Origin of the sequence: Streptomyces sp. NPDC001744 (genome assembly GCF_042892575.1) — a bacterium.
Lineage (GTDB): Bacteria > Actinomycetota > Actinomycetes > Streptomycetales > Streptomycetaceae > Streptomyces.
The window spans coordinates 1-16,063 of the sequence record NZ_JBIAUG010000006.1 but is presented as its reverse complement, the minus strand read 5'-3'; the positions used below and the strand labels follow the sequence as shown (position 1 = coordinate 16,063).

Here is a 16,063-nt window from a genome sequence, read left to right as displayed (position 1 = left end):
CCTCCGCACTTGCCGGCAGCCGAGTGACACGACCCGGCCGGGCCCATGAGAATGCCCGGGTGGACACCCCCCGAAGATCCCGCCGGGGGCAGGTGTCCGTGTGTTCCGGAAGGCCGAGGAGGGCCGGGTGACGACCTATGACGATCGAGCGAGCCTCACTGATCTGACCACCACCGTGGAGCGAATCCGCGGGTCGGTGGAGAGCGTGATCGAGGGCAAGCCCGAGGTCGTACGGCTTTCGCTGACCGTGCTGCTCGCCGAGGGGCACCTCCTCATCGAGGATGTCCCCGGCGTCGGCAAGACCATGCTGGCCAAGACGCTGGCCCGGTCCATCGACTGCTCGGTGCGCCGCATCCAGTTCACCCCCGACCTGCTGCCCTCGGACGTCACGGGCGTGTCGGTCTTCGACCAGCAGCGGCGGGAGTTCGAGTTCAAGCCCGGCGCGATCTTCGCCCAGATCGTGATCGGCGACGAGATCAACCGCGCCTCGCCGAAGACCCAGTCCGCGCTCCTGGAGTCCATGGAGGAGCGGCAGGTCACCATCGACGGCCGGACGTACGAGCTGCCCAGCCCGTTCATGGTCGTCGCCACCCAGAACCCGGTCGAGATGGAGGGCACCTACCCGCTGCCCGAAGCCCAGCGCGACCGCTTCATGGCCCGGGTCTCCATCGGCTACCCGAGCGCCGAGGCCGAGTTCCGGATGCTCGACGCGCACGGTTCGGTCTCCCCGCTGGACGGGCTCCGGCCGGTGGCCCACGCCCACGACGTGCTCAAGCTGATCGAGGCGGTGCGCGCGGTGCACGTCGCCGACGCCGTGCGCCGGTACGCGGTCGATCTCGTCGCCGCCACCCGCGCCCATCCCGACCTGCGGCTCGGCGCCTCCCCCCGGGCCACCCTCCACCTGCTGCGGGCCGCCCGTGCCTCCGCCGCGCTCGACGGACGCGAGTACGTCCTGCCGGACGACCTCCAGGCCCTCGCCGCGCCCGTCCTCGCCCACCGGCTGCTGCCGACGGCGCAGGCCCGGCTGAACCGCCGCACCGCCGAGCAGGTCGTCCACGACATCCTCCAGAGCACCCCCGTCCCGGCCTCGGCCCCGTCCGCCGTCCCGCTCCACGGCGGGCAGCGGCCCGGCGCCCGGCAGCCGTGATGACGGACACCGCCGTGCCGGACGGGCGGCGGGGCGAGGACGACCGGGGCGGGCTGCGGGCCACCCTGGGCGGCCTCACCACCCGGGGCCGCTCCTTCCTCGCCGCCGGGGTGGCCGCCGCCGTCTGCGCGTACGTCCTCGGCCAGGCCGACCTGCTGCGCGTCGGACTGCTGCTCGCCGTCCTGCCGCTGCTCTGCGTCCTGGTGCTGCACCGGACCCGGTACCGGGTCGCGACCTCGCGCCGGCTCACGCCCCGGCGCGTGGAGACGGGCACCGAGGCCCGGGTCGGGCTGCTGATGGAGAACGTCTCCGGGCTCCCCACCGGTCTGCTCATGCTCCAGGACCACGTGCCCTACACACTGGGCTCCCGTCCCCGCTTCGTCCTCGACCGGGTCGAGGCCGGCGGGCGGCGCGAGGTGTCCTACCGGGTCCGCTCCGACCTGCGCGGCCGCTTCCCGCTCGGGCCGCTCCAGATGCGGCTGGCCGACCCGTTCGGGCTGTGCGAGCTGACCCGCTCCTTCAGCTCGTACGACACCCTCACCGTCGTGCCCAGGACCGAGGCCCTGCCGCCGGTCGGGCTCCTCGGCGCGGCCGGCGGGTACGGCGACGGACAGCAGCGCTCGCTCGCCCTCGCGGGCGACGACGACATCATCCCCCGCGCCTACCGGCACGGCGACGACCTGCGCCGGGTGCACTGGCGCTCCACCGCCCGCTACGGCGAGCTGATGGTCCGCCGCGAGGAGCAGCCGCAGCGTGCCCGCTGCACCGTCCTCCTCGACACCCGCGAGGTCGCCCACCAGGGCGCGGGACCCGACTCCGCATTCGAATGGGCGGTCTCCGGCGCCGCCTCCGCGCTCGTCCACATGCTGGAGCGCGGCTACGCGGTCCGGCTGCTCACGGACACCGGCAGCGCGGTCCCCGGGGAAGGCTCCGAGGGCTTCGGCGGCCCGATGCAGGACCCGGCGGACTCGGCCGGGCTGATGATGGACACCCTCGCCGTGATCGGCCACTCCGAGGGCGCCGGCCTCTCGCGCGCCTCCGACGTGCTGCGGGCGGGTGGCGACGGGCTGCTCGTCGCCTTCCTCGGCGACCTGGACGAGGAGCAGGCCGCCCTGGTCGGCCGGATGCGCGGGCGCACCGGCGCGGCCGTCGCCTTCCTCCTGGACTCCGGCGCCTGGCTCACCGGCGGTTCCGTCTCCGGGGCGGTCGGGGACCGGGTGCGGCAGCTCCGCGAGGCGGGCTGGACGGCGCTGGCCGTGCCGCCCGGCGCACGGCTCGCCGATCTGTGGCAGCAGGCGGCCGGGGACGGCGCGGAAACCGCAGCCGACACCCCTTACGGAGGATGGTCATGAGCGGGCCCGCACGGCTGGCGCTGGCCTCGTGGGCCGCCACCCTGATGGCGGCCGGGGCCCTGCTCCCGCTGGTCAGACCGGCGACCTGGATCTTCACGGCGGCCTTCGTACTCGCCCTGGTGGGCGGAGCGGGCGCGCCGGCCCGGCGGATGCCGTCGGCCCGGTGGCCGGTCCTGGCGGTCCAGACCGCCGTCGCGCTGCTCGCGCTGACCGTGATCTTCGCGCGCGAGCGGGCGGTGCTGGGGCTGTTCCCCGGGCCGGCGGCGCTCGCACACGCCGCCGACCTGTTCCGGGCGGGCGCCGAGGACGTCGGTCAGTACGCCGTTCCCGCGCCGGACACCGAGGGCATCCGGCTGATGCTGGTCGGCGGGGTGGTGGTGATCGGGCTCCTGGTGGACGCCCTCGCCGTCACCTTCCGCAGGGCGGCGCCGGCCGGTCTGCCGCTGCTCGCCCTGTACTCGGTGGCGGCCGGCCTCTCCGGCGGCGGCGCGGGGTGGCTCTGGTTCCTCCTCGCGGCCACCGGCTATCTGCTGCTCCTCCTCTCGGAGGGCCGCGACCGGCTCTCCCGGTGGGGGCGGGTCTTCGGCGGTGCCCGGCGTTCCGGCCGGCCCGGCTCCCCCGTCGGCGACGGCCCGTCCTTCGCCCCGACCCGGACCGGCCGCCGCATCGGGGCCGCGGCCATGGGCGTCGCGCTGGTGGTGCCGTTCGTGCTGCCCGGCCTGGACGGCGGCCTCCTCGGCGGTACCGGTGGGGGCGAGGGGACCGGGGGCACCGGCAAGGGCGGCACGATCTCCGCCGTCAATCCGCTGGTCTCCCTCCAGGACGACCTGCGCCAGCAGGAGGACCGGGAGGTCCTGCGCTACCGGACCAACGCCCCCGACAACAGCGGCATGTACCTGCGGCTCGTCGCGCTCGACCGGTTCGACGGCGTCTCGTGGAAGTCCTCGGTCCGCCCGATCGGGGACGTGCCCGAGCGGCTGCCGTGGCCGGAGGGGCTCGCGCAGGGCGTCCGGGTCACCGAGGTGACCACCAACCTCGTCGCCTCCGACGCGTACGAGCAGAAGTGGCTGCCGATGCCGTACCCGGCCGCCCGGGTGGACATCGACGGACGCTGGCGCTACGAACCGGCCGGCCGGATGCTGGTCGGCGACGACGGGCAGACCACCCGGGGCGCCCGCTACCAGGTCACCAGCCTGGAGACGGAGCCGACGGCGGAGCAGCTCGCCGCCGCACCGGCCGCCCCGGAGAAGCTGCGCCACGAGTACACCAGGGTGCCCGCGTCGCTGCCGCCCGACGTGCGGAAGACGGCCCTGGCCGTCACCGCGGGCGCGCGCAACGACTACGAGCGGGCCGTACGGCTCCAGGACTGGTTCGCCCGGGACGGCGGCTTCCGCTACGACGTCGACGTGGAGTCCGGCACCGGGGTGCAGGCGGTCTCCCGCTTCCTGAAGGACAAGGAGGGCTTCTGCGTCCACTTCTCCTTCTCGATGGCGGCGATGGCCCGGTCGCTCGGCATCCCGGCCCGGGTGGCCGTGGGCTTCATGCCGGGCACGACGCAGACCGACGGATCGGTGTCGGTCGGCATCCGGGACGCGCACGCGTGGCCCGAGCTGTACTTCGAGGGAGCGGGCTGGACGCGGTTCGAACCGACCCCGTCGCGGGGCTCCACCCCGTCGTACGCCCGGGAGGCCGCGCCGACGGGCGCCGCCACCGGGCCCGCGCAGCCGGGACCGAGCGCGTCCGAGGCGCCGTCGGCCGCGCCGAGCGCGTCGGAGAGCTGCACGCCGCAGATGCGCCGGCTCGGCGACTGCGACCCGAAGGCGATGGCGGCCGAGGCGACCGCGGGCGGCTCCGGGCCGGACCCGCTGACGGTGGTGCTGCTGTCCCTGGCCGTGGTGGCGGTCCTCGTCCTGCCGCTCCTGCCGCTGTTCTGGCGGTCCCGGGTCCGTGCCCGGCGGCTCGGCTCCGCCGGGACGCGCGGTGCCGGGGAGACCGCGGCGCGGACGCTCGCGGTCTGGCGGGAGATCAACGACACCGCCTGGGACTACGGGATCGAGCCGGACGGCTCGCGGACGCCCCGGCGGACGGCGGAGCGGATCGTGCGTCTGGGCGGGCTGCGGGACGGGGCCGCGGAGGCGGTGCACCGGGTGGCGGGGGCGGTGGAGGAGGCGCTGTACGCGCCCCGGCCGCGGCCGGTCGCGGGCCTGGCCGAGGAGGCGGGCCGGGTCCGGGCGGGCTTCCACGCGGGTGCGAACCGCCGCACCCGTCTGCGCGCCCTCCTCGTCCCGCGCTCGGCGGCCCGGGTCCGCTGGGCGGCCTCGGCCCGCTGGTCGTCGACGGCGGCCGGCTGGTCGGACCGCCGCCGGGCGCTGACGTCCCGCCTGCGCCGGGCGCCGCAGGGGACGGGCTGAGGGACGGGCGCGGGACCGGGGCCCGGTCCCGCGCCCGTCCGGTCCTGCCCGGTCCGGTCCGGTCCTGCCCGGTCCAGTCCTGCCCGGTCCGGTCCGGTCCTGCCCGGTCCGGGACTCCCGGGCGGCGGGTTCCCGGGGCGTGGGCCAGGAGCCGGGGCCATGAGCAGGGGGCGTGATCCGGAGACCGTGGGAAGAAGGTCGTGCACCGGAGACCGAAGACCGTGAGCCGTGAGGAGCGTGGCCGCAGAACCTCGAACCCCGCGAGGCCGACGCGCTCGGGGTGCGCGGCCTCGCGGGGTTCGGGTGCGGAAGGAGCGGGGGCGCCGCTCAGGAGGCCGTCAGTGGCCGCCGCCCTGCTGTTCGTCGCGGCGGCGCTGCCACCGCTCTTCCATCCGGTTCATCATGGAGCGTCGCTGCCGGGTCCGGCGGCCGACGGCCGCCGTTCCAGCCCCGGCCTGCTGCTCGCCCGGCTTCGGCGCCCTGCGCCAGCCGGTGACCGCCAGGACCGCGCAGCCCAGCATGACGAGGAACCCCACCACGCTGATCCAGATCTGCTGTGCGACCATTCCGGCCATGAGGAGCGCGATACCCACCAGGAAGCCGGCGACTGCCTGGTAGACCCGTCGCCGGGTGTACGTACGCAGTCCGCTTCCCTCGAGCGCTGTCGCGAACTTGGGATCTTCGGCGTACAGCGCTCGCTCCATCTGCTCGAGCATGCGCTGCTCGTGCTCCGAGAGCGGCACGGAGTCCTCCTAGTCGTCGGTCGCGGGGGCGACCGGTATGCGGCCCTTTCAGAATAGGCAGGGAATCGCCCCCGTGAAACCCGCCCACCATGCCGAGTAGCCAATCGTGCAACCGATCCGGGCCGCCGTGCGGACCGGTCGCCGAGACGTTGATTCCCCGGCCCCCCGTCCGTCATGCCGGATGGCGTCCCTCGATCATACGGGGCCCGGGGCCGTGCCGGGCGGGCTGTGGCGTACTCCGTGGAGCACGCCGGTCCGGGCCGCCGGGCGGGTGGCCCCGGCTCAGCCCCGCTTCTCGCCGAGAACGTGCAACTGGGTGGCGACGGCGTGGAAGGCGGGCAGCTCGGCGGCGGCGGCCTCCAGCCTGAGCAGGGCCTCGGCGGCGTCCGGCTCGGTGTCCACCAGGACGCCGGGGACGAGGTCGGCGAAGACCCGGACGCCGTGCACGGCGCCGATGGCGAGACCGGCCCCGGTGGCCAGTCCGGCGAGCTGCTCGGCGGTGAAGCGCCGGGGCACGGGGTCGCCCGCGCCCCAGCGGCCCGCCGGGTCGGTGAGCGCGTGCCGGGCCTCGGTGAAGTGTCCGGCGAGGGCGCGGGCCAGGACCGCGCCGCCGACCCCGGCGGCGAGCAGGCTGAGGCTGCCGCCGGGGCGGAGCGCCGCGACCGCGTTCCGCACGCCCTCGGCGGGGTCGTCCACGTACTCCAGGACGCCGTGGCAGAGCACGGCGTCGTGCTCTTCGCGCCCGACCACGTCGAAGAGGCCGCGGGCGTCCCCCTGGACGCCGGTGACGAGGTCGGCGACGCCGGCCTCGGCGGCCCGGCGCTCCAGCGCGAAGAGGGCGTTGGGGCTGGGGTCCACGACGGTGACCCGGTGGCCGAGGCCGGCCACCGGCACCGCGAAGTTCCCGGAGCCGCCGCCCGTGTCGAGGACGTCGAGGACGTCCTTCCCGGTGGCCTCGACCCGGCGGTCCAGGGCGTCCTTGAGGACGTCCCAGACGACGGCGGTGCGCAGGGAGGCGCGCGACGGGCGTGAGGTCGCCTCTCGTCCGAAGGCGGGGGAAGGGTCCGGCACGGCTGTTGACTCCTCGGTGACGGGTACGGACCTCCCCACCCTATGGCCTCGGTCCCGCCTTTCGGATCACCCGTCCGTGCCGCCGTCCGCGGGGTCGCGGGGCCGCACCGGCCGGAGGGCGAGCAGGCGCTCGACCAGCCGCAGGAAGTGCGCGGCGTCCCGGAGGAGGTCCTCGGCCTCCCGCCGGGTGACGGCGCTCGTGATGCCCGCCTCGGCGCGGGCCCTGCGCGGTGCGCCGGCGGCGAAGTGGTCGCCCCACTCGGCCAGCTCGGGCGCCAGTTCGGCCAGGAGCTCCCAGGCGCTGCGTATCCGCTCCCGCCGGGGGGAGCCGCTCTCCGGCCTGCCCCGGGCGGCGAGCACGGCGGCGGCCGTGCGCAGGGCGGCGAGGTGGGCGGTGGCGTACCGCTCGTGGGGGCGGTCGAGCGCGGCGGCCTCGTCGAGCCCGGCGCGGGCCTTGGCGAGGAGGTCGAGGGCGGCGGGCGGGGCGGCGGTGCGGCGGGAGACGGGGTGGATGTCGGACGCGGGTCCGGAGTGCGCGGGGACGTGGTGGCGCCGGGGCGTGGCTGCTGCGGATGGACGTGCCATGACGAGCCTCCTGTCGTCGCGTGACGGCACTGCTGCCGTATGTGTTCATCGTGCCCACTGCCACTGACAATCACGCTGACCTGCTCTTTTGCGAAGGCTCTGGCTCAGGGGTAGCTTTTGCACTGACTGGTCAGTTCAAAAATGGGGAATGGGGGTGGGTCCGTGGACGCGGAAACCGGACGGCGGCCGCACGGCGCCGCCGTCGTCGCGGACGGCTTCGGAGTGAAGGGGCCCCGGGGCTGGGCCTTCCGGGAGGTCTCCTTCCGGGCGGAGCCGGGCGCGCTGGTGGCGATCGAGGGACCGTCGGGTTCGGGGCGCACCTGTCTGCTCCTCGCGCTCACCGGCCGGATGAAGGCCACGGAGGGGCGCGCCGAGGTCGGCGGCCTCCCCCTGCCCCGGAAGATGGCCGCGGTGCGCCGGATCAGCGCGCTGGGCCAGGTGTTCGGCGTCAACGAGCTGGACCCCGCCCTCACGGTCGCCGAGCACCTGCGCGAGCGGGCCCTGCTCCAGCGCCGCTTCGACGGTTCCGTACGGTCGCTCCTGCGCCGCCCCGGCACGCGGGCGGCGGAGGCCCGGACCCGGATCGCGGAGGCCGTCGCCGGCGCGGGGCTCGACCTCGACGCCCTGCCCAGGGGCGAGCGGACCGCCGTGCGGGACCTGGAGCGGCCGGCGGCGCTGCGGCTCTCCCTCGCCCTCGCCCTGATCGGCCGCCCCCGGCTGCTCGCCGTGGACGACATCGACCTGAAGCTCTCGGACGCCGACCGGGCCGGGACATGGGCGCTCCTGCGCTCCCTGGCCGCGTCCGGGACGACCGTCCTCGCCGTCTGCAGCGAGTCCCCCGCGGACACCCTGCGGGTCCGCACCCTCCCCGTACCGGAAGGGACACCGGAGAAGGAGGAGGAGAAGGAGGAGAAGGAGGAGGACGCGGCGGCGACGGCGGAGGAGCCGGAGGGGCCCGTGGAGGCGGCGGCCTCCCCCGGCACCTCCCCCGGCGCCGGGCCCGGGGACGCGAAGCCCGGAGCCGCCGCGTCCGGGGACACCGGAAGCGCCCGGCCGAAGACCACCGCGGCCGGAAGCGCCGCCGCCGGGAACCCCGCGGACGGGGAGACCGGAACCGACCGCACCGAGACGGACACCACCGCGTCCACGACCGAGGAGGGGGCGGCCGATGCGCTCGCCGAAACTGGCCGCGCTTGAGCTGAGGCGCTTCGGCAGGGGGAAGCTGCCGCGCGCCGCGCTCGTCGCGATCCTGCTGCTGCCCCTGCTCTACGGCGCCCTCTACCTGTACTCGTTCTGGGACCCGTACAGCAGGCTCGACAGGATCCCCGTGGCCCTGGTCAACGAGGACCGGGGGGCCACCGCCGACGGCCGGGCGGTCAACGCCGGCGACGAACTCACCAAGGGCCTCCTGGAGAGCAGGACCTTCGAGTGGCACCGGGTGAGCGACGCGGAGGCACGCCGGGGCGTCGAGGACGGGAAGTACTACCTGTCCCTGACGATGCCCCGCGACTTCAGCTCCCGCATCGCCTCCAGCTCCGGCGACTCCCCCGAGACCGGGGCCCTGCGGGTGCGGACGAACGACGCCAACAACTACATCGTCGGCCAGATCTCCCGGACCGTCTTCGCCGAGGTGCGCAGCGCGGCCTCGACCAAGTCCTCGCGCACCTTCCTCGACAAGATCTTCATCTCCTTCTCCGACATCCACGACGCCACCGAGAAGGCCGCCAAGGGCGCGGCCGACCTGAAGCAGGGCGTGGACAAGGCGAAGAAGGGCTCCGAGAGCCTGGAGAACGGCCTCACGAACGCGAAGACCGGCAGCGGCGACCTGGCCGCCGGCCTGAAGAAGCTCGACAAGGGCGCCAAGGACCTGGAGAGCGGCTCCCGCAAGGTCGCCGACGGCACCCAGGCCCTCGCCGACAAGGTGAACGGCACCGCCGACAAGGTCCGCCCCTACCTGGCGAACAACGGCAGGTCGATCCGCGACACCGCGCGGCTGGTCTCCGACTCGGCCACCGCCGTCCGCCACAACCTCGACGTCCTGGTCGAGCGGGCCCCGCTGGTCCGCACCGCCGCCCACAAGGCCGACACCGACATGACCGCGCTGCACCGCGAGGCGTGCGTGGAGAACCCGGCGCCGGACGCCCGGACGTGCGAGGTCCTGAAGAGGGCCGCGGTCACCGCCGACGACGTGGCCGCCGTCGCGGACGACGTGCACGAGCTGACCAAGGACAGCGGGGGCGACCTGAAGACCCTGGACGCGCGGCTCGTCACGCTCAAGAAGCAGGCCGACGAGCTGGCCGCCCGCGCGCCGCACCTGGACGAGGACGTCGAGAGCGCCGTCCGGAAGATCAACGAGCTCAACGCGGGTGCCAAGAAGGTCGCGGCGGGCGCGGACAAGCTGCACACCGGCATCACCGGGGCGAAGAGCGGTTCGGTGAAGCTCGACACCGGGATCGGCAAGCTCAGGAAGGGCGCGAGCGACCTGGACGGCGGTCTGTTCAAGCTGGCCGACGGCTCCGGGGAGCTGGCCGGCGGGCTGCGCGACGGCGTCGGCCGGATACCGGACTACGACCAGCAGGACCGCGAGCGGCGCACGGAGGTCATGGCCGACCCGGTGCGGCTCGCCTCCCAGTCGATGCACAAGGCGCCGAACTACGGCACCGGTTTCGCCCCGTACTTCATCCCGCTCTCCCTCTGGGTCGGCGCGATGGTCGCGTACATGATCATCCAGCCGTTGAACCGGCGCGCCCTCGCGGCGGGCGGCTCCGCCTGGCGGATCGCGTTCGCGGGCTGGCTGCCGGTGGCGGCGATCGGCGTCCTCCAGGTCGCGGCCCTGATGTCGGTGCTGCACTGGGGGCTCGGCCTCCAGATGGCGCGGGCCGCCGGAACGGTCGGCTTCCTCACCCTGGTCACCTGCTGCTTCACCGCGATCGTGCAGTGGCTGAACGCCCGTTTCGGCGCGGCGGGACGCATCCTGGTGCTCGCGCTCCTGATGCTCCAGCTCACCTCGGCGGGCGGCACGTACCCCGTACAGACCAGTCCGGCCTTCTTCAACGCCGTCCACTCCTTCCTGCCGATGACCTACGTGGTCGAGGCGCTGCGCCGGCTGATCACGGGCGGCGGGACCGAGCCCGTCTGGCAGGCGTGCGCGGTCCTGGTCGCCTTCACCGCGGGCGCGCTGGCCCTGACGGCCCTCTCGGCCCGCAAGCGCCAGGTCTGGACGCTGGACCGGCTCCATCCCGAACTGACCCTGTGAGGCGGGACCGGTGCCGTCCGTCACACCTGTGAGAATCGACCCCATGGACAGCAGCAGCACCCGACGCCGGGCCACGCGCGCGAAGCTCTACGAGGCGGCCGTCACCCTCATCGCGGAACAGGGCTTCTCCGCGACGACGGTGGACGAGATCGCCGAGCGGGCGGGCGTGGCCAAGGGCACGGTCTACTACAACTTCAAGAGCAAGACCGAGCTCTTCGAGGAGCTGCTGCGGCATGGCGTGTCGCTGCTCGCCGCCTCCCTGCGCACGGCGGCCGAGGAGACCGCCGCGCGCGGCGGGAGCCGGGTCGACGCGCTGGACGCGATGATCCGGGCGGGCCTGGTCTTCATCGACCGCTATCCGGCCTTCACCCAGCTGTACGTGGCCGAGCTCTGGCGCACCAACCGGGCCTGGAACTCCACGCTCCTGGTGGTCCGCCAGGAGGCGGTCGCGGTGGTCGAGGGCGTCCTGCGCGAGGGGATCGCGGCCGGGGAGCTGAACGAGGAGATCGACGTCCAGCTGACGGCGGCGGCGCTCGTGGGCATGGTCCTCGTGGCGGCGCTCGACTGGCAGGCGTTCCAGAGCGAGCGTTCGCTCGACGACGTCCACGCGGCGCTCTCCCGCCTCCTCCACGGCCGGGTGGGCGGCCGCTGACGCGGCTCGCGCGCGTGGGCCCGCCCGCCTGAGGCCCGCTCGCGCGGGTGGAGGCCACCCGCACGCGCGGAGCCCGCCCTCGGGACAGCCGTGCGCGTGAGGACGCGGAGAAGCCGGTGCGGAGAAGCTCGATCCCCCCGAGCCTCGCCGCACCGGCCTTTCACCCACCCCCGTACCGGCGAGGCGCGCGGTCCCGTTCCGCCGCCCCGTGCCGGCGGTCCGGGGCCGCGCCCCTTTCCGTGGACTCCACTCTCCCGTCCGGAGCGTGCCGGGCCCATCCGTGCGCCTACTCATCCCGGCGTCTAGGTACGGGTACTCAGTCCTGGTGCCGATCGCGGGCGTGTCCGCGCCGTTCCCGGCTCCTCCCCGCGCGGCCGGCGGCGCCGCGGGGGCCGGATAGGCTCGCCGGCATGGCACGGATTGTGGTGATCGGCGCGGGACTCGGCGCCATGGCGGCGGCGGCCCGGCTGGCGGTGGCGGGCCACCGGGTGACGGTGTACGAGCGGGGGGCGACGTACGGCGGCGCGGTGGGCCGGTTCGCGCGCGACGGCTTCGCCTTCGACACGGGTCCGGGACTGCTGCACCTGCCCGCCGTGTACCGGGACCTGTTCGTGAAGACGGGCAAGGAGCCCCTGGAGGAGTGCGTCGCGCTGACGCAGGTCGATCCGGCGGGCCGTCACGTCTTCGCCGACGGCACGCGCGTGGACCTGCCGAACGCCTCCCGGGCCGGCACGGTCGCCGCCCTGGACGCGGCGCTCGGCGCGGGCGCGGGCGAGCGCTGGGGCGACTTCCTGACGCGGGCCCGCGAGGCGTGGGACCGCACCCGCCGGCCCCTCCTGGAGGAGCCGCAGCCGGCCGATCCGGCGCCGCTCGCCCGCGAGCCCTACCCGGCCCCGAGGGCCGGCCTGCTGCGGCGCCCGACGACGACGCTGGCGCAGGTGGGGGCGCGGGAGCTGCGCGATCCCCGGCTCGCCGCCCTCCTCGACGCGTACGCGTGGTCGTACGGCTTCGACCCGGCGACGGTCCCGGCCTCGGCCGCCGTCCTGCCGTACATGGAGCAGACCTTCGGCAGCTGGTACGTGGCCGGGGGCCTGCGCGCGCTCGCCGACGCGGTGTACGAGCGGTGCCGGAAGCGGCGGGTGGAGTTCGTCTTCGACGCGCCGGTGGTGGACGTCCTGGAGGAGGACGGCCGGGCGGCCGGCGTGCGGCTGGCCGGGGGCGAGGAGGTGGCGGCCGACCACGTGGTCTCCGGGGCGCCGGTGCCCGCGCTCCACCGCGAGCACGTCGTCGCGTGGGAGCGGATCGACGGCGACGTGCCGCGCTTCCAGACCCTCGGCACCGGCCGGGTGACGGTCTGTCTGGCCCTGCGCGGGGCCCGGGAGGCGGACGCGGTCCACCGGACCGTCGTCCACGCGGAGGGCGGCCGGCCCCCGGTGACCGTGCTGCGGCCGGACGACCCGGCGCTGCGCCCGGACGCGGACCACGAGTCGGTGACGGTCACGGCGGCCGTGCGGACCGGGCCCGGCCAGGACTGGGAGTCCTTCGCCGGCCGGATGGTGGAGGCGGCCGGGCGGGCGGTGCCGGACCTGCGCGAACGGCTGCTGTGGCGGCACGTCCGCACCCCCGAGGACGTACGGCGGGACACCGGATCGGCCGAGGTGCCGGGCCCGGCGCTCGCCGGGGCCGGGGGCCGGCTGCTCCCGGCCGCCAACCGCACGCCGCTCCCCGGCCTCCACTTCGCCGGCGGCTGGTCGCACCCGGGCGGCGGGCTCGCCCACGCGGGCATGTCGGGCGCGCTGGTGGCGGGGCTGATCGTGGAGGGCACGGACTTCCGCGGCTCGCGGTGAGCCCCCGGAGGTCCCGTGCGCCTCAGTGGCGGTACTGCCGGTCGTCCGGGTGCGGCTCGTGGCCGTACGGGCCGGGGACCCGCGGCTCCGGCTCGGTGTCGCGCTGCTGCGGGACCCAGACCCCGCCGGGCGGGGTGTCGTAGGCGTACGAGGGCGCGGAGGGGTCGCCGTAGTACGAGGTGTACTGCTGGCCGTCCGTGCCCGGACCGATGTACGGGTCGGAGTAGGCGGCGTACTGCTGCTGTCCGGCGCCGCCGTAGTCGTACGCCTGCTGGGGGGCGGGCTGCTCGTACCCGGCCCCGTACCCGGGCTGGTACCCCGCCCCGTGCTCCGGCGCGTGTCCCTGCCCGTAGGGGTCGTGGAGCGGGTCGTATCCGGTGTCGGCGGCGTGGTGGCCGGCGTCGTGGACCCCGTACCGGCCGGTGTCGCCGGGCGCCGGCAGGGGCTCGTGGACCGCCGTGGTCCCGAGGGCCGTCTCCGGGTACGCCTCCGGTCCTCCGTGCCCGGCGCCTGCCGCGTCCCCGGCCTCCTCGGAGGCCCTCGCGCCTTCGGGGTCCTCGGCGCCGTACGCGAGCCCGGTGACCTCCAGGGTGGGACCGGACCGGTCCGGCGCGCCGGACCGGCGACGGCGGCTCGCCCCGGGGTTGCCGCCGATCGCCCAGCCCGTGGAGAAGCCGCGGCGGAACGAGAGCGTCACACAGGTCTGGCCGACGGCGAAGGCGACCGCGCCGGCGATGATCACCGGGACCGAGGGGGCCAGGACGCCGAGGACCACGCCGAGGAAGCCGCAGAAGGCGAGCAGGCGCCAGCGCAGCCGCGCCTTGTACTGGAGGAGCACCTCCCCCAGCAACCACAGCGCGACCACGCCGAACGCGATGTAGAGGACCGTCCACCCCATGCCCCGCCGCCCCTCTCCACGGTCACCGCCGCGGGTCGGGGCGGGTACGACCGGTCACGACTGCTGGTGCAGTCCGAGATTCTCGTAGATCTCGAGCGTCGCGGTGGAGTTGTTGAGCGTGATGAAGTGCAGTCCGGGGACTCCCTCGGACAACAGACGCGCGCAGAACTCCGTCGCGAACTCGATACCGATGGAGCGTACAGCGGCGGGATCGTCCTTGACGGCGTGGATGCGGTCTTTCACGCGCGCCGGGAAGGCGGCGTTGCTCAACTGGGGCAGCCGGCCGAGGGTCTTGACGTTCACGACGGGCATGACCTCGGGGATGATCGGGGTTTCGCAGCCCGTCTTCGCCACGCTGTCGCGCAGCCGCAGGTAGTTCTCCGGGTCGAAGAACATCTGGGTGATGGCGTAGTCGGCGCCCGCGCGGCACTTGTCCACGAAGTGCCGGACGTCGGTGTCCCAGTCGGTGGAGCGGGGGTGCATCTCCGGGAAGGCGGCGACGCCGACGCAGAAGTCTCCCGACTCCTTGATCAGCCGGACCAGGTCGGCGGCGTACCGGACCCCCTCCGGGTGCTCGACCCACTCGCCCAGCGGGTCGCCGGGCGGGTCGCCGCGGACGGCGAGCATGTTGCGGATGCCGGCGTCGGCGTACTGGCCGAGGACGTTGCGCAGTTCGGCGACGGAGTGGTCGACGGCGGTGAGGTGCGCGACGGGGGTGAGGGTGGTGTCGGAGGCGATCTTCTGGGTGGCCTTGACGGTGCCGCCCCGGGTGGAGCCGCCGGCGCCGTAGGTCACGGAGACGAAGCTGGGACCGACCGCCTCGACGCGGCGCATGGTGTTCCAGAGGGCCCGTTCGCCCTTCTCGGTCCGGGGCGCGTAGAACTCGAAGGAGTACGACGTGCCGCCGGAGGCGAGGATCTCGCGGACCGTGCGCGCGCGGTCCGAACGGACGGAAGCGGTACCAAGGGCCATACGGGCAGGTTAGACGGGGGGCGACGGGCCGCGTACCCGGCGTCCGCGTACTGGACAGCTTTTCGGACACGTGGCGGAGGCCCGGGACCGCTCCCGGAGACCGCCGGGGCGCTCCGGCCCCCGGTCCGGGCGCGTCCGGTTCCGACCGGTCCCGGGTGTCCCGCTCCTCCGGCCGGACCCGGGCCTTCCGTGCCCGGCCGGTCTCAGGCGTCCGCGCGCTCGCGGACCCGCTCGGCGAGGGCGGCGGTCGCGGCGGCCGGGTCGTCGGCCTCGGTGATCGCCCGGACGACGACGATCCGGCGGGCGCCGGCGTCCAGGACCTCGTCCAGATTCGACTCGTCGATGCCGCCGATCGCGAACCAGGGCCGGTCCTGGGCCAGGCCGGCCGCGTACCGCACGAGACCGAGCCCCGGAGCGTGCCGTCCGGGCTTGGTGGGGGTGGGCCAGCAGGGCCCGGTGCAGAAGTAGTCCACGCCCGGTTCGGCGGCCGCCGCGGCGACCTCGGCCTCGGCGTGGCAGGAACGGCCGATCAGGACCCCGTCGCCGAGGACGGCGCGGGCGGCGGGGACGGGCAGGTCGCCCTGGCCGAGGTGGAGGACGTCGGAGCCGGTGGCGTGGGCGACGTCGGCCCGGTCGTTCACGGCGAGGAGCACGCCGTGCCGGCGGGCGGCGTCGGCGAAAACGGCGAGGTGGTCCAGCTCCTCGGCGGCCTCCATGCCCTTGTCGCGCAGCTGCACGACGTCCACGCCGGAGGAGAGCACGGCGTCGAGGAAGTCCGGCAGGTCGCCCTGGCGTCTGCGGGCGTCGGTGCACAGGTAGAGCCGGGCGTCGGCGAGCCGCTCACGGAGCGTGGGCGTAGGCGCGGGCGCGGGCGCGGTCATGCGGGGGTCCCCCGTCGTTGTCGCCGGGGGGGGGGGGGGGGGGGGGGGGGGGGGGGGGGGGGCGCGCCCCCGGCCCCCCGGGGGGGGGGTGGGGGGGGGGGGGGGGCGGGGGGGGGGGGGGGGGGCCGGGGGCCCGCGGGCGGCCGGGGGGGGCGGTGGCGGGGGGGGCGGGGGGGGGCCGGGGACACGGCGGCGCGGGGGCTCCTTGGGGGGCACTGCTCGGTCACCTGCCGGAGGTCGTCGGAGCG

At 75.4% G+C, this 16,063-nt stretch carries 13 protein-coding genes; 7 read left to right on the top strand and 6 right to left on the bottom strand.

Translation table 11 applies throughout. The annotated features are described in order from the left end of the window. Nucleotides 1-127: 127 nt before the first annotated feature. From ACFYZY_RS09445 to ACFYZY_RS09435, 3 genes are read left to right on the top strand one after another with little or no spacing between them, the layout of a single operon-like run. A complete protein-coding gene (locus ACFYZY_RS09445) occupies nucleotides 128-1,147 on the top strand; it encodes an AAA family ATPase (RefSeq protein WP_388691396.1) in 1,020 nt (339 codons plus the stop codon). Further along, a complete protein-coding gene (locus ACFYZY_RS09440) occupies nucleotides 1,147-2,499 on the top strand; it encodes a DUF58 domain-containing protein (RefSeq protein WP_388691393.1) in 1,353 nt (450 codons plus the stop codon). Before ACFYZY_RS09445 ends, ACFYZY_RS09440 begins: the two co-directional genes overlap by 1 nt. Then, nucleotides 2,496-4,910 carry a transglutaminaseTgpA domain-containing protein gene (locus ACFYZY_RS09435; RefSeq protein WP_388691390.1) on the top strand — a complete coding sequence of 805 codons (2,415 nt, stop codon included), beginning with the start codon at nucleotides 2,496-2,498 and terminating at the stop codon, nucleotides 4,908-4,910. Before ACFYZY_RS09440 ends, ACFYZY_RS09435 begins: the two co-directional genes overlap by 4 nt. A gap of 338 nt (nucleotides 4,911-5,248) precedes the next feature. Here ACFYZY_RS09435 and ACFYZY_RS09430 read toward each other — a convergent pair whose 3' ends face one another. The 3 genes from ACFYZY_RS09430 to ACFYZY_RS09420 all read right to left on the bottom strand — a co-directional run bounded on the left by ACFYZY_RS09430 (nucleotide 5,249) and on the right by ACFYZY_RS09420 (nucleotide 7,309). Next, a complete protein-coding gene (locus ACFYZY_RS09430) occupies nucleotides 5,249-5,653 on the bottom strand; it encodes a DUF3040 domain-containing protein (protein ID WP_388691387.1) in 405 nt (134 codons plus the stop codon). 282 nt (nucleotides 5,654-5,935) lie between these two features. Further along, a complete protein-coding gene (locus ACFYZY_RS09425; RefSeq protein WP_388691384.1) occupies nucleotides 5,936-6,724 on the bottom strand; it encodes a methyltransferase in 789 nt (262 codons plus the stop codon). A 66-nt stretch (nucleotides 6,725-6,790) separates the two neighbouring features. Then, the gene (locus ACFYZY_RS09420) at nucleotides 6,791-7,309 is read right to left on the bottom strand and encodes an SAV_6107 family HEPN domain-containing protein (RefSeq protein WP_388691382.1); all 519 of its coding nucleotides are present in this window, start codon (nucleotides 7,307-7,309) and stop codon (nucleotides 6,791-6,793) included. Between the two features lie 162 nt (nucleotides 7,310-7,471). Here ACFYZY_RS09420 and ACFYZY_RS09415 point away from each other — a divergent pair, with 162 nt between their 5' ends. The 4 genes from ACFYZY_RS09415 (at nucleotide 7,472) to ACFYZY_RS09400 (ending at nucleotide 13,064) form a co-directional block, all read left to right on the top strand. Next, a complete protein-coding gene (locus ACFYZY_RS09415) occupies nucleotides 7,472-8,506 on the top strand; it encodes an ATP-binding cassette domain-containing protein (protein ID WP_388691379.1) in 1,035 nt (344 codons plus the stop codon). Then, the gene (locus ACFYZY_RS09410; protein ID WP_388691377.1) at nucleotides 8,478-10,565 is read left to right on the top strand and encodes a YhgE/Pip family protein; all 2,088 of its coding nucleotides are present in this window, start codon (nucleotides 8,478-8,480) and stop codon (nucleotides 10,563-10,565) included. The genes ACFYZY_RS09415 and ACFYZY_RS09410 overlap by 29 nt, the downstream gene beginning before the upstream one ends. A gap of 43 nt (nucleotides 10,566-10,608) precedes the next feature. Then, complete coding sequence (locus ACFYZY_RS09405; RefSeq protein WP_388691373.1) at nucleotides 10,609-11,217, top strand: TetR/AcrR family transcriptional regulator; 609 nt, start codon at nucleotides 10,609-10,611, stop codon at nucleotides 11,215-11,217. A gap of 410 nt (nucleotides 11,218-11,627) precedes the next feature. Then, nucleotides 11,628-13,064: a phytoene desaturase family protein gene (locus tag ACFYZY_RS09400; protein WP_388691370.1), complete on the top strand. Its 1,437-nt coding sequence runs from the start codon at nucleotides 11,628-11,630 to the stop codon at nucleotides 13,062-13,064. A 22-nt stretch (nucleotides 13,065-13,086) separates the two neighbouring features. On the opposite strand, the gene ACFYZY_RS09395 is transcribed toward ACFYZY_RS09400, so the two are convergent. The 3 genes from ACFYZY_RS09395 to thiE form a co-directional block, all read right to left on the bottom strand. Then, on the bottom strand, nucleotides 13,087-13,962 hold the full coding sequence (locus ACFYZY_RS09395; RefSeq protein WP_388691367.1) for a hypothetical protein: 876 nt from the start codon (nucleotides 13,960-13,962) through the stop codon (nucleotides 13,087-13,089). 54 nt (nucleotides 13,963-14,016) lie between these two features. Beyond that, complete coding sequence (gene metF / locus ACFYZY_RS09390) at nucleotides 14,017-14,934, bottom strand: methylenetetrahydrofolate reductase [NAD(P)H] (protein ID WP_388691364.1); 918 nt, start codon at nucleotides 14,932-14,934, stop codon at nucleotides 14,017-14,019. Nucleotides 14,935-15,137: 203 nt separating this feature from the next. Beyond that, nucleotides 15,138-15,815 carry a thiamine phosphate synthase gene (gene thiE, locus ACFYZY_RS09385; protein WP_388691361.1) on the bottom strand — a complete coding sequence of 226 codons (678 nt, stop codon included), beginning with the start codon at nucleotides 15,813-15,815 and terminating at the stop codon, nucleotides 15,138-15,140. Nucleotides 15,816-16,063: the final 248 nt, after the last annotated feature.